The sequence below is a fragment of the Mycobacterium sp. GA-1285 genome (genome assembly GCF_001499905.1).
Classification (GTDB): Bacteria; Actinomycetota; Actinomycetes; order Mycobacteriales; family Mycobacteriaceae; genus Mycobacterium.
Genome location: NZ_LQIS01000016.1, coordinates 17,117 through 30,581 on the forward strand (window position 1 = coordinate 17,117; position 13,465 = coordinate 30,581).

Annotated in this window: 10 protein-coding genes; 2 read left to right on the top strand and 8 right to left on the bottom strand. The window is 67.6% G+C overall.

The features are described from left to right. Nucleotide 1 precedes the first annotated feature (1 nt). The 4 genes from AU193_RS11785 to AU193_RS11800 all read right to left on the bottom strand — a co-directional run bounded on the left by AU193_RS11785 (nucleotide 2) and on the right by AU193_RS11800 (nucleotide 4,943). Nucleotides 2–1,135, bottom strand: coding sequence for a ferredoxin reductase (locus AU193_RS11785; protein ID WP_064422568.1), 1,134 nt, complete (start codon nucleotides 1,133–1,135; stop codon nucleotides 2–4). Nucleotides 1,136–1,192: 57 nt separating this feature from the next. Then, nucleotides 1,193–1,693: a hypothetical protein gene (locus AU193_RS11790; RefSeq protein ID WP_371259187.1), complete on the bottom strand. Its 501-nt coding sequence runs from the start codon at nucleotides 1,691–1,693 to the stop codon at nucleotides 1,193–1,195. A gap of 6 nt (nucleotides 1,694–1,699) precedes the next feature. Then, entirely contained in the window at nucleotides 1,700–3,472 is a 1,773-nt protein-coding gene (locus AU193_RS11795; protein ID WP_064422570.1) for a BCCT family transporter, read from the bottom strand. A 61-nt stretch (nucleotides 3,473–3,533) separates the two neighbouring features. Continuing rightward, the gene (locus AU193_RS11800) at nucleotides 3,534–4,943 is read right to left on the bottom strand and encodes a wax ester/triacylglycerol synthase family O-acyltransferase (RefSeq protein WP_064422571.1); all 1,410 of its coding nucleotides are present in this window, start codon (nucleotides 4,941–4,943) and stop codon (nucleotides 3,534–3,536) included. A gap of 198 nt (nucleotides 4,944–5,141) precedes the next feature. Here AU193_RS11800 and AU193_RS11805 point away from each other — a divergent pair, with 198 nt between their 5' ends. Continuing rightward, nucleotides 5,142–5,684, top strand: a complete 543-nt coding sequence (locus AU193_RS11805) for an Rv3235 family protein (RefSeq protein ID WP_371259188.1) — start codon at nucleotides 5,142–5,144, stop codon at nucleotides 5,682–5,684. A 26-nt stretch (nucleotides 5,685–5,710) separates the two neighbouring features. On the opposite strand, the gene secA is transcribed toward AU193_RS11805, so the two are convergent. The 3 genes from secA to AU193_RS11820 form a co-directional block, all read right to left on the bottom strand. After that, entirely contained in the window at nucleotides 5,711–8,533 is a 2,823-nt protein-coding gene (gene secA / locus AU193_RS11810; protein WP_064422573.1) for a preprotein translocase subunit SecA, read from the bottom strand. Between the two features lie 163 nt (nucleotides 8,534–8,696). Then, nucleotides 8,697–9,332: a ribosome hibernation-promoting factor, HPF/YfiA family gene (hpf, locus tag AU193_RS11815; protein ID WP_172798281.1), complete on the bottom strand. Its 636-nt coding sequence runs from the start codon at nucleotides 9,330–9,332 to the stop codon at nucleotides 8,697–8,699. 316 nt (nucleotides 9,333–9,648) lie between these two features. Beyond that, nucleotides 9,649–10,278 (bottom strand): ComF family protein, encoded by a 630-nt coding sequence (locus tag AU193_RS11820; protein ID WP_064422575.1) that lies wholly within the window; start codon nucleotides 10,276–10,278, stop codon nucleotides 9,649–9,651. Between the two features lie 51 nt (nucleotides 10,279–10,329). On the opposite strand from AU193_RS11820, the gene AU193_RS11825 reads away from it, so the two are divergent. Further along, nucleotides 10,330–11,637 carry a DUF2252 domain-containing protein gene (locus tag AU193_RS11825; protein WP_064422616.1) on the top strand — a complete coding sequence of 436 codons (1,308 nt, stop codon included), beginning with the start codon at nucleotides 10,330–10,332 and terminating at the stop codon, nucleotides 11,635–11,637. Between the two features lie 75 nt (nucleotides 11,638–11,712). Here AU193_RS11825 and lpqB read toward each other — a convergent pair whose 3' ends face one another. Further along, nucleotides 11,713–13,461, bottom strand: coding sequence for an MtrAB system accessory lipoprotein LpqB (lpqB, locus tag AU193_RS11830; RefSeq protein WP_172798282.1), 1,749 nt, complete (start codon nucleotides 13,459–13,461; stop codon nucleotides 11,713–11,715). Nucleotides 13,462–13,465: the final 4 nt, after the last annotated feature.

The following is a 13,465-nucleotide window of genomic DNA, read 5'->3' on the forward strand; positions in this document are numbered from 1 at the left end:
CTCAGACGTCGAGCACGCAATCGCCGGACGCTGCGGAGACGCAGGTCTGCACTCGGCTCCCCGGCTCGTGCTCGGCGCCGGTGCGCAGGTCGCGGACGTGCCCCTCGACGAGGCCCACCACGCACGACTGGCAGATACCCATCCGGCATCCGAACGGCATGCGGATGCCGGCCTCTTCGCCGGCCTCCATCAGCGGCGTCGCGGCGTCGACCTCGACCGTCTTGCCGCTGCGCGCGAATTCGACCGTGCCGCCCTGACCGTGCACGGCCGCCTTGGACACGGCGAACCGCTCGAGGTGAAGCCGTTCGCCGAGTCGCGCCGCCGACCACGACCGCTGGGCCGCGTCGAGCATGCCCTCGGGCCCGCACGCCCATGTCTGGCGCTCGCGCCAGTCGGGCACCTCGTCGCCGAGTCGGGACAAATCCAGCCGGCCCTGGCTGCGCGTCGTGCGTGTCCGTAGTGAATAACCGTCGTACGCACGGGCCAGCTCGCCGAGCTCGGCCGCGAACATGACATCGGATTCCGTTGGGGCGGAATGTAAGTGGACGATATCGGTAATCTGGTCGCGTCGGGCCAGTGTGCGCAGCATCGACATCACCGGCGTGATGCCCGATCCAGCGGTGAGAAACAGCACCTTGGCCGGCGCGGGGTCGGGCATGACGAAGTTGCCCTGCGGCGCGGCCAGCCGCACGATCGTGCCCGGTGCCAGCCCGTCGACCAAATGCGTCGACAAGAACCCCTCGGGCATGGCCTTGACCGTGATGGTGATGGTGCGGGTGGTGCGCGACGGGGCCGAAGTCAGCGAATAGGACCGCCAGCGGAAGCGCCCGTCGATCTGCACACCGATCCCGATGTACTGACCGGGCTGATAGTCGAACGAGAACCCCCACCCCGGCTTGATCACCAGCGTCGCGGAATCCTCGGTTTCGCGCCGGACATCGAGCACCCGACCGCGTAGCTCGCGCGCCGACCACAGCGGATTGGCGAGCTTCAGGTAGTCGTCTGGCAGCAGCGGCGTGGTGATCCGGCTCGCGATACTCCGCAGGGCTCGCATGCCCGGATTTCCTGCGCCGACGACGCTCGGCCGCACCGTATCGGCGACGTTGGCCGAGACTTTGACGTAGTTCTTGGCCATGAACCTACGGTAGCGTAACCTACGCTTCCGTATCCAGCCGAGGACGTGGGTGCTCGGTCACAGCAGTTCCAGCAGGAACGGCAATTCCTGTGGCGCGTACCAGGCAAGGTCGTGGTCCTGGGCGTCACCGACGACGAACTCGGCATCCTCGTCGCCGAGGTCCGCCTCGTCGACGGCCTCGACCGCGGCCAGTACCGCGGACTCGGCGTCGGCATTGTCGACATAGGCGGCGATGACGTCCTCGAAGGCGATGGGACCGGCCAGCCGCACCACCGCGTCGTCGAGATCGGGTCGCGGCGTCACGCCCTCGACCTGCGCCTCCACCACCGCGCGGCGCGGCGGCAGGTCGCCCACACCCTCGCCGGCGAGCAGTCGCAGCGATGCCAGCGCGGCTTCCCGGCGCGCGACCTCGGCGAGTTCGTCGTCGTCGCCCTCGGCGTAGGACTCACGCAGGGCGGGTGTCACCGCGAACGCCGTCCCGCTGCGGGCATGCAGCACTCGGTCCGCGACGAGCTGCTGCAGCATGGTCAGGGTCGCGGGGATGTAGACGCGCACCAGGCGAGATTAGTCGTCACGCGGTCTCGCGCTCGCCCGATCCTTCTCCACCGAGATGACGAAGTCGTCGCCGTGCTCGGTGACACCGTTGATGACCGCCGTGTCGACGGCCTCCTTCGCGTACTGCCTGCGGACGATCAGCGGGTCGCGGCGCAGGTCCTTGACCAGCCCCACCGCCATGCCGACCATCACGACGACGAACGGCAGCGCCGCGATGATGGTGATGGTCTGCAACCCGGTCAGGGCGTCTTCCCCGCCGACCAACAACATCACCGCGGCGACGGCACCGGTGGCCACGCCCCAGAAGATCACGGTGCCTCTACCGGGTCTGATCGTGCCGCGTTCGGACAGCGATCCCATCACCACCGACGCGGCGTCCGCACCCGAGACGAAGAAGATGGCCACCAGCAGCATCACCAGCACACTGGCGATCGTCGCGATCGGATACTGATCGAGCAGGCCGAACAGTTGTGCCTCGATGCTGCCTTCGCCGGCCAGATCGACGCCCTCCTCCTGCACACGGATCGCCGACCCGCCGAACACCGCGAACCACACCAGCGACACCAGGCTCGGCACCAACAACACGCCCGTGACGAACTGGCGGATGGTGCGCCCCCGCGAGATTCGGGCGATGAACATTCCGACGAACGGGGTCCACGACACCCACCACGCCCAGTAGAAGATCGTCCACGACTGCAACCACTCGTTGACGTCGGGTCCTTCGGCGCCGGTGCGCGCGGACATCATCGGGAAGTCGGCCATGTAGCTGCCCAGCGATGTCGGCAACAGGTTGAGTATGAAAACCGTTGGGCCGACTACGAATACGAATAAGGCGAGCACCATCGCCAACACCATGTTGATATTCGACAACCACTGGATGCCGCGCGCGACCCCGGAGACCGCCGACAGCACGAACGCCACCGTGAGCGCCGTGATGATCACGACGAGGATGGTGTTGCCGGCCTCTCCGATACCGCCGACGATCTGCAGACCGCTGCGAATCTGCAGCGCACCGAGCCCGAGGGAGGCGGCCGAGCCGAAGAGCGTGGCGAAGATCGCCAGCATGTCGATGACCTTCCCCCACGGCCCGTTGGCGTGCGAGCCCAGCAGCGGTTCGAACGCCGCGCTGATCAGCTGCAGTCGGCCCTTGCGGTACACGCCGTAGGCGATCGCCAAGCCGACCACCGCGTAGATCGCCCACGGGTGCAGCGACCAGTGGAACAGCGTCGTGGCCATCGCGGTCTGCACGGCCTCCGCGTTGCCGGGCCGGCCGGTGCCCGGTGGCGGCGTCGCAAAGTGCGAAAGCGGTTCGGCCACGCCGAAGAACATCAGCCCGATACCCATGCCGGCGCTGAACATCATCGCCACCCACGACACCCCGTGAAACTCGGGTTGCTCGTCGTCGCGACCCAGCGGGATCGCGCCGAAGCGGCCGACCGCGAGCCACAGGATGAAGACGACGAATCCGGAGGCCGTCAGCACGAACAGCCACCCGGTGTTGTCCATCACCCAGGTCAGCGCGCTGCTCGACGCGGATGCCAACGACTCCGTGCTGACGAAGCCCCACACCAAGAAGGCGATGGCGGTGACGGCGGTGACCCCGAAGACGACCCAGTCCACGCCGCGTGACCGGGTGATGGCGTCGTCTCCGGGCGGCAGATCGAGCGCGGGGTGGGGCACGACGGATTCCGTGGGCGATTTGAGTGCGCGCTGAGTCTTGCGTGCGCGCCGTGTCGCGGTGCTGGTTTTTCCCGGCGTCTCGTTCCGTGCGCTGGTCGTCATGGTGCCCCAATTCGACCCCGCTGGCTGCGAGCGAGTCAATCCCGCAAACGCAACGCGGGTGTCACTGGGCCGCCTCTAGCAGTTCTTCCAGCGATTCGCGCAACAGACTGGGCAAAACATCGACGTCGCTCATGGCGTCGCGGTCGGCATTGATGCCGAAGTACACCATGCCGTTGTAGGACGTCACCCCCATCGCCAGCACCTGATTGCTCAGCAGCGGCGGTACCGCGTAGGTCTCCAGCAGCTTGGTGCCGGCGATGTACATCTGGTGCTGCGCGCCCGGCACGTTGGTGATCAGCAGGTTGAACTGGCGCGCCGAGAAAGTGGTCGCCACCCGGATGCCCATGGCGTGCAGGGTGGGCGGTGCGAACCCGGACAGGGTGACGATCGTTCTCGCGTCGACCAGGCTCGATGCGGTCGACGCCGATTCGGTGGCGTGCGCGATCTGCGAGAGCCGCACCACCGGGTTGCCCTCGCCGACCGGAAGGTCGACGAGGAACGGCGTCACCTCGCTGATGGCCTGACCCGGGCCGGTCGCCTCGAGTTCGGCTTCCGGATACACCGACATGGGCGCCATCGCCCGCACCCTCGCCGTGGAGCTCACCGGTTCGCCGCGCGACATCAGCCAGTTGCGCAGCGCTCCGGCCACCACGGCCAGCACCACGTCGTTGACGTCGCAGTCGTAGCGGGCGCGCACCGCGCGGAAGTCCTCGAGTCGCCCACCGGCGACCGTGAACCGTCGGTTGCGCGACACGGTGGTGTTCAGCGGGCTGCTCGGGGCGGTGCCCCGCGCGACAGTGCGGGCCCGCTCGAAGACCCGGCGCCCCATGTCGACCAACTGGCCCGCATTGGTGGCGACGTCGACGACGGCGTTGCGGACCGCACCGATCTGCTCGGCCGGACGCATGATCCACTCGCCGAGCGCCCCGAGCAGCAACTGCCGATCGCTGGGCTCGCGCAACGGGATCCAGATGTCCTCGCCGAACTCCGGCGGCTTCGGGGTGCGGTCGACGATGACGTGGCCGATCTCCAGGGCCGTCATTCCGTTCACCAAGGCCTGGTGTGACTTCGTGTAGATCGCGAGGCGGTTCTTGGCCAGGCCCTCGATCAGGTACATCTCCCACAGCGGCCGCGACCTGTCCAGTGGGCGCGACCCCAGCCGCGCGATGAGTTCGTGCAGTTGGGCGTCGCTACCCGGCGAGGGCAGTGCCGAGCGACGGATGTGGTAGGTGATGTCGAAGTCGGGGTCGTCCACCCACACCGGGCGCGCCAGACCCAGCGTCACCTCGCGGACCTTCTGGCGGTATCGGGGTATCTGCGGCAGCCGCCGTTCGACGGTGGCCAGCAGGGTCTCGTAGCTCAAGCCGCTGCGGGGTTTGCGAAGGATCGACAGTGAGCCCACGTACATCGGCGTCGACGTGTTCTCCAGGCGATAGAACGCCGCGTCCGCCGCCGACAACCGGGTGACCATCGCGACGTCGTCCCTTTCCTGTACTGCCGCGGTCCGACCGCGTGCGCCGAAGTCCCCGCCACGCTATAGGCAAACCCTGCGGATGCGCATCACGAGCGCGTCTCGGTGTCTGTGGGCCCCCGCGAACCGTGCGATCATGGTGGGGTCTGCCACTCTCCAGCAGACGGGTCCTGTCTCGTCGAGTAGCTGGAGATCGTGTTGACATCATTGTGCACCCCTGCCGAGGACGCCGCACCGGTGCCCGAGAAGGAGCGACGGACGGCGTTGGTGGCGCCCGTCATCGACTGTGAACCGCCGCCCGTCGACGTCGGCACCTGTCCCCCACCGTCTCCAAAAACGCTGCGCCGCCGTCCATCCGGCGGACGGGGCGACGGCCTGCGCACCCGGCTCCCGCAACGGTCGGTGCCGGTCCCTGCCGAGCCCGCCCCGCCGCGCGCCGCCGTGGTCTTCGCCGATGCGGCGTTGCGCCGGGTGCTCGAGGTGATCGACCGGCGCCGTCCCGTGGCGCAGTTACGCCCGCTGTTGGCGCCGGCGCTGATCGAAACCGTGCTCGCGATGACCCGACACCCGCAGGCCACCGTCGCCACACTGCGCCGGGTCAGGTTGCGCGTGACCGATGACGACGGTCAGGCCGCAGAGGTCTTCGGCACTTACAGTCGCGGGCAGCGCATCCGCGCGATCGCGGCGCGGATCGCGTTCGACGGCCAACGTTGGCGGGTGGTCGCGCTGCAGATCGGATGAGCGCCGGCGGGCTCGGCGTCCGAGCCTTACCGCCTGCGCATCGCCTTCTGCTCGCGGGCCTGCTGGCGCGCGGCTTCTCGGCGCTGCTTGCGGGTGCCGCCGCCGGCCGGCGCGTGCCGCGGCGCGCCACCGCCGCTGCCCGACCGCTGCACCTCAGCCGAGCCGTCCTCTGCCGGCCCGGTGTAGGTCAGTGGACGCGACTCGTCGCCGATTCCCTTGGCGCGCAAGCCTGTTCCCGTCGGCCGTTCCTTCGTCGCCACGCCACCTTGGGCCTGTGCGGCGGCGGCCTCGGCGAACTCGCTCAGACCGGACGGCGGTGCGACCGGAGCGACGGCCGGCTGCGGCGCGGGTTCGACCGCGACGTTGAACAGGAACCCGACCGACTCCTCCTTGAGGCCCTCGAGCATCCCGATGAACATGTCGTAGCCCTCGCGCTGATACTCGACGAGCGGATCGCGCTGAGCCATCGCGCGCAGGCCGATGCCCTCCTTGAGGTAGTCCATCTCGTAGAGATGTTCGCGCCATTTGCGGTCCAGCACGTTGAGCAGCACGTTGCGCTCCAGCTGGCGCATCGCGCCCTCACCCGCGATCTCCTCGATCTGCTTCTCCCGCTCGGCGTACGCGCGGTCGGCGTCGGCGATCAACGCCTCGAGCAGTTCCTCGCGGGTCAACTCGCCGGGCTCACCGATGGCGTCGGAGTCGATCAGGTCGTGGTGGTCGATGCCGACGGGGTACAGCTGCTTGAGCGCGGTCCAGAGCTGTTCGAGGTCCCAGTCCTCGGAGTAGCCCTCGGCGGTGGCTCCGTCGACGTAGGCGGTGATCACGTCGACGAGCATGTTGCGCGCCTGTTCGGCGAGGTTCTCGCCCTCGAGGATGCGCCTGCGCTCCTCGTAGATGACCATGCGCTGCTTGTTCATCACCTCGTCGTACTTGAGGACGTTCTTGCGGACCTCGAAGTTCTGCTGCTCGACCTGCGTCTGCGCGCTCTTGATGGCGCGGGTCACCATTTTGGCCTCGATCGGCACGTCGTCGGGCAGGTTGAGCCGGGTCAGCAAAGCCTCCAGGGTGGCGCCGTTGAACCGTCGCATCAGCTCGTCGCCCAGCGACAGGTAGAACCGGGATTCGCCGGGGTCACCCTGGCGGCCTGAGCGGCCGCGCAGCTGGTTGTCGATGCGGCGGGATTCGTGCCGTTCGGTGCCCAGCACGTAGAGGCCGCCCGCGGCGATGACGTCCTCGGCTTCGCGCGCGCACTCCGCTTTGACCGCGGACAGCGTCTCGTGCCAGGCCTTCTCGTACTCCTCCGGCGTCTCCACCGGGTCCAGGCCTCGTTCGCGCAACCGCTTGTCGGTGAGGAAGTCGGGGTTGCCGCCGAGCACGATGTCGGTGCCGCGGCCCGCCATGTTCGTCGCGACGGTGATCGCGCTCAGCCGGCCGGCCTCGGCGATGATCGAGGCCTCCTGCTCGTGGTACTTCGCGTTGAGCACGTTGTGCGGGATGCGGCGCTTGGTGAACTGGCGCGACAGGTACTCCGATCGCTCCACGCTGGTGGTACCGATCAGGACCGGTTGGCCCTTTTCGTAGCGCTCGGCGACGTCGTCGACGACCGCGATGTACTTGGCCTCTTCGGTCTTGTAGATGAGGTCGGACTGGTCGGCGCGGATCATCGGCTTGTTGGTCGGGATGGACACCACGCCGAGCTTGTAGATCTCGTGCAACTCGGCCGCCTCGGTCTGGGCGGTGCCGGTCATACCGGACAGCTTGTCGTAGAGGCGGAAGTAGTTCTGCAGCGTGATCGTGGCCAGCGTTTGGTTCTCGGCCTTGATCTCGACGCGCTCCTTGGCCTCGATGGCCTGATGCATGCCTTCGTTGTAGCGACGGCCGACCAGCACGCGCCCGGTGAACTCGTCGACGATGAGCACCTCGCCTTCGCGCACGATGTAGTCCTTGTCGCGCTGGAACAGCTCCTTGGCCTTGAGCGCGTTGTTGAGGTAGCTGACCAACGGCGAGTTGGCCGCCTCGTAGAGGTTGTCGATGCCCAGCTGATCCTCGACGAACTCGACGCCGAGTTCGTGCACGCCGACCGTCCGCTTGCGGATGTCGACCTCGTAGTGGACGTCTTTCTCCATCAGCGGCACGATCCGCGCGAACTCGGTGTACCACTGCGACGCGCCGTCGGCGGGGCCGGAGATGATCAGCGGGGTGCGGGCCTCGTCGATGAGGATCGAGTCGACCTCGTCGACGATCGCGAAGTTGTGTCCGCGCTGGACCAGGTCGGCCAGGGAGTGCGCCATGTTGTCGCGGAGGTAATCGAAGCCGAACTCGTTGTTGGTGCCGTACGTGATGTCGGCGGCGTAGGCGGTGCGGCGCTGGTCCGGGGTCATCTGCGCGAGGATCACGTCGACCTCCAGGCCGAGGAAGCGGTGCACCCGGCCCATCCACTCGGCGTCGCGCCTGGCCAGATAGTCGTTCACGGTGACGATGTGCACACCCTTGCCCGACAGCGCGTTGAGGTAGGCCGGGAGCACACCGGTCAGCGTCTTGCCTTCACCGGTCTTCATCTCCGCCACGTTGCCGAAGTGCAGCGCCGCGCCGCCCATCAACTGCACCTTGAACGGCTTCTGGTCCAGCACGCGCCAGGCCGCCTCGCGTGCGACGGCGAACGCTTCGGGCAGCAGGTCGTCGAGGCTTTCCCCGTTGGCCACGCGCTTTTTGAACTCGTCGGTCTTGGCCCGCAGTTCAGCGTCGGTCAGCTTCTCGACATCGCCTGCCAGGGAGTCGACGTAGTCGGCCACCCCCTTGAGGCGTTTGACCAGCCGGCCCTCGCCGAGACGCAGCAACTTTTGCAGCACGCTAGTTCCCCTATGGGTTGGAAGTCTTGAGCTCAACCCATGGTAGGCGACATGCGCCCCGACCCGACCCAGCTACGTCAGGCCAGGCGGAATGATCAAGCCCCCGGCTCAGGCGAGCCGAATCAAGCCGCCCGGCTCAGGCGAGCCGAATCAAGCCCCCGGCTCAGGCGAGCCGAATCAAGCCGTAGTCGTAGGCGTGCCTGCGGTAGACCACGGACGGCCTGTCGGTCTCCTTGTCGTGGAACAGGAAGAAGTCGTGGCCGACCAGTTCCATCTGCGAGAGGGCATCGTCGACAGTCATGGGGGTGGCCGGATGTTCCTTGACCCGCACGATGCGCCCGGGCTCATGCTCGTCGAGCGCCACGCCGTCGTGCTCGGGTGGTGTAGAGGTCAGCGGCTCGGGCGGCGCGGTGACCGCGGTGGCTTTGGCGAGCGATACCGGGGTCTTGTCGCCGTAGTGGATCTTGCGCCGGTCGCGCGCGCGGCGCAGTCGTTCGGCGAGCTTGTCGACCGCAGACTCCATTGCGCCGTAGAAGCTGTCGGCACCGGCTTCGGCACGGACCACCGGGCCGCGGCCGCGCGCGGTGATCTCCACGTGTTGACAGTTCTTGCGTTGACGACGGTTGCGCTCGTGGTCAAGCTCGACGTCGAACAGATAGATCGTGCGGTCGAATCGTTCCAGGCGTGACAGTTTCTCTGCGACGTACTTGCGGAAGTGGTCGGGGATCTCGACGTTGCGGCCGGTGACCGCTACTTCGGCGCGCGGTCGGGGTTCAGGCGTTTCGTCCTCGATCACCATCGTTCGGGAGTCCAGGGATTGGCTTGACATGCTTGGCAACTCGTTTCTTCGGCGTCCGCACGCGTCAGCGTGCCCGGGTTGTCTTGAATCCGCACCGACGTGGCTTGCATGTCTCGCCGCTCGCCGGTGCAAGGTGTCGTCTACTCACCTCCTACCGCGTCGGCGATGCTGGCGCGTCGAGTCTGAGCGCCGACCGTGAGTCATTCACGGGTGTTGCAGCCGACGGTAGCCGCGTTCACCCGGTAGTGCCAGTGAATCGGGGTACCTGTTTCCGGTTCTTCACCTCGGTCTGATATGGCGGCCCCGGCGGCGGCGGTCATGCGTTGGCCACAACCAGCACGGCCGCCACGCGCGCCCCAGTCGTGTGCAGCACGCGAACCGTCTCGGCGGCGGTGGCGCCGGTGGTGACGATGTCGTCGACGACGAGCACTTCGCCCGCGACCGGCCGAACGACCCGGACCCGGCCCGCGATGTTGCGCTGACGGTCGGCGGTGGACAGCCCGACCGAATCCGCCGCGAAAGCGCGCGTGCGCACCGCGGGTACGATCGTCACCCCCGGCAGGTCAGCCACGGCGGTTCGGGCCATCCGGGTCACCGGGTCACCGCCGCGCCGCCGTGCCGACCACCGGCGAGTCGGTGCGGGGATCACCGTCAGCGGCGTATCGACCAGACCCCAGGTGAGCAGGTGCAGTAGTCCGGCCCGCAGCGCCCCGGCCAGCGGCCGCAGCAGGTCGGTTCGGCCGTGTTCCTTGACCCCGAGGACGGCCGCCCGCCGCGGCCCCGCGTATCGGCCGAGGGAGAACACCGGCACACCGGGGTCCACACGTGGGGAGACGAGGTGTGGATCGTCGGCCCTGACCGTCAGCGTCGCCGCGCACGCCGCGCACCACCGCGTCGACGGTGCGCCGCAGCCGCCGCACTGCAGCGGGAGAACGAGATCGAGCACGCGGTCAGTGTGGCGGTGATCAGTGACACCGGGAGGGGGTACTCCGTGCTCATGCAGGACCAGCGGGAGTCGTTGATCGTTGATTGCCTGGTGAGCGCGTTCGCCGATCTCATGGAGGCCGACGCGGATGCGTTCCGCACGAAGTTCCGCAAGATGGCGGCCGATCCATTCGCGTTCTACCGCGGCAGCGCCTGCGTCTTCTACGCCGACGTGGCGCGCCACGACGATCGGTGGGCCGACGAACGCACGAGCCGCGTGTGGATACAAGGTGATCTACACACCGAGAACTTCGGCACCTATATGGACGGCGCAGGCAAGTTGATCTTCGACGTCAACGACTTCGACGAGGCCTACATCGGGCACTTCACCTGGGACGTGATGCGCTTCGCCGCCAGCGTGGCGCTGATGTGTTGGCAGAAGGCGCTGTCGGATCATCAGATCAGCAGCCTGATCGACACCTTCGTCCGCGCCTACGTCGACCAGGTGCGGTGGTTTCTGCAGGCCGACGACGACTCGAGTTTCTCGTTGAACCTCGACACCGCGCGCGGAGCCGTCCTGTCCGCCCTGCAGAGCGCCCGATTGTCCACCAGGGCAGAGATGTTGGACCGTCTCACCGCGGTCGACGACTGGGACAGACGCTTCCGGGACGCCGCGGGTGTGCGACGGCTCGAGGACTCCGAGCGTGAGAAAGTCGAAGCCGCCTTCGCCAGATACCTCGAAACCATCCCGAAAACCAAGCGCTTTCAAGGCATCACCTACGACATCAAGGACGTGATCGGCAAGACCGGCCACGGAATCGGCAGTGCGGGCCTGCCCACCTACACGCTGCTGATAGAAGGATTCAACCAGGCGTTGGACAATGACGCCGTGCTGTCGATGAAGCAGGGCAACGTCGCCGCGCCCAGTCGCGTCGTCGACGCCAGCAGCCTGGCTGAGCACTTCCAGCATCACGGCCACCGCACCGCGGTGTCACAACGCGCACTGCAGGCGCACGCCGATCCGCTGCTCGGCTACACCGACATCGACGGGGTCGGTTTCGTCGTCAGCGAGATATCTCCCTACGAAGCCGATCTCGATTGGAGCGAGCTGACCGAGCCGGACGAACTGGCCGAAGTGATCGAGCAGCTGGGGCGGGCTGTGGCAAAGGTGCACTGCGTCGGTGACGCAGACAGCGATCAGAAGGTGGTCGAGTTCCAGACCGAGGAGGCCATCGATGCGGTCATCGGCGACCGAGTCGACGAATTCGCCTCGGACATGGTGAGGTTCGGGCTTGAGTACGCAGCCACCGTGCGCGACGATCATCGTCATTTCGTCGAGGCGTTTCGCGAGGGCCGCATTCCCGGCGTCAGCGCCACCTGAGCCGAACACGAATCGCTCTGTGCCGACACCGGTTTCGACCCCAGGTCACCATGGCCGGCGCAGTTGAAGTGTGCGCTAACCGGGCAGCACCGGTTCGGCGCCCGGCACCAGCAGCGGGCGCACCTCGGCCCACGCCGGATCGTCCTCAGCCACCGAGCCGGACAGTTGCACCACCCCACGGGCGTCGGCGACGTACACGGTGGACGGGTTGGCCGCGACGGTGGTGACCGGCATCAGCAGGTTGCGGCTCGGCCCGTCGGAGTTGACGCCGTCGAGGTTGACATAGGAGACCGGATTCTGGGGATCGGTGCGGCTGACCACGATGTCGTCGCCGGTGCGCCACGACAGCGACACCACGGTATTGCGCAGCCCGTATCCCAGCCGTCGCGGGTAGGTCAGCGCATAACCGCCGCCGGGGGTCTGTTCGACACCGGCCAGGATCACCTGGCCCTCGACGACCAACGCCGCACGCGTGCCGTCGCGCGACAACTGCAGCTCGGTGATCACACCGGGAAACCTGCTCGACACCGGCGTCGAGTCCACTGGGATACGCGCCGGCTGCCCCGACGCATCCTGGATGACGCGCACGACGTTGTTGCCGTCGATCACGGCCCAGACCGCGTTGTCGAGCGACCAGCTCGGCCGCGAAAGGCTTCGCGCGTCCAACACCTGCGACGCGGCCCCGCCGAGCGCACCCACCCACATCGACGACGCCATATCCGGTGCGCCGGGCCGCTGCGTGACGATCGACGCCACCTCCTGCCCCGTGCGGGACACCGCCGCCGCGGTCTGGTTCGGCATCTGCCCGAACGACCCAGGAACCCGCGGCGTCCGCTGGCCGTCGAGCGCGACGAGCGAACCGCCCACCAGTGCGTGCAGGCCCGCCGCGACTCCCGAGGCCGCGCCGGGGTCGGTGGCCGCCACGTCGGAGGTCTCCCAACCGTCGGCGAACCGGTCGTCGAGGGCGGCGCCGTCGGCGTTGATGACGTACGGGCCGTTGACCCCCGCGCGCGACAGCGTCCAGATGAGTTGCGCCGCAAGCAATTGCCTACTGTGTGGATCGGTGGTCGACAAGTTGTCCAGATCGATCCTGGCCCCGCCGTAGCCCCGGCCGACGCCCATCTTGCCGCCGTCGGCGCGCGTCACCGGACCCCGCAGTTTCAGCGGCGGTTCGAGGAGGTTGCGGACGGTCTTGGCCATCTCCGGTCGCGGCCCGGCGATCAGCTTGCTCACCAGTTCGGTGGCCAACTGGTCGGGATCGGACACCGCGACATAGCGCGGATCCGGCACGACGGTGCCGCCGGTCGGGTCGACGAAATACAGTGTGTTGCGCTTGTAGGTGGCCTGGAACTGTTGCCAATCGAGGAACACGCCGTTCGGCAGCTTGTCGATGCGCCATCCGTCGGGCGTCTTCACCAGTTCGATCGGCCCCGGGTCGGGCAACGCACCCTCCCCTGTCTCGAATACCCCCATGTCCGACAGCGACCCGAGGATGTCGGCTCGCATTCTCACCGACACCCGGTCGGGACCGCGCGTCTCGACGAACACCACGTTGTCGATCAGCAGTGCACTGCCCGCGTCATCCCAGCCCTGCGAAGCGGATTCGGTCAGGAATTGGCGCGCGGCCAGATGCCGGTTGGCGGGATCGGCGGTGGCTTTGAGGAATTCGCGCAGCAACACGTCGGGATCCATGCCCGGCGTCGGCTTGGGCAGGCTGGGCGGGGCGGGCCGGTCGACGGTTCCGATGGCTTGCGGCGACGACGAGTCGGGCACACCCGCGCAGCCGGTGAGGACCAGGGCCAGCAGACACAGTGCGGCCAGCAGGCTT

Bases quoted from the DNA above. Each gene is read 5' to 3' on its own strand.
- AU193_RS11795 (WP_064422570.1), bottom strand. From the start codon at position 3,472: ATGACGACCAGCGCACGGAACGAGACGCCGGGAAAAACCAGCACCGCG.
- AU193_RS11800 (WP_064422571.1), bottom strand. From the start codon at position 4,943: ATGGTCACCCGGTTGTCGGCGGCGGACGCGGCGTTCTATCGCCTGGAG.
- AU193_RS11825 (WP_064422616.1), top strand. From the start codon at position 10,330: ATGCAGGACCAGCGGGAGTCGTTGATCGTTGATTGCCTGGTGAGCGCG.
- AU193_RS11785 (WP_064422568.1), bottom strand. From the start codon at position 1,135: ATGGCCAAGAACTACGTCAAAGTCTCGGCCAACGTCGCCGATACGGTG.
- hpf (WP_172798281.1), bottom strand. From the start codon at position 9,332: ATGGTGATCGAGGACGAAACGCCTGAACCCCGACCGCGCGCCGAAGTA.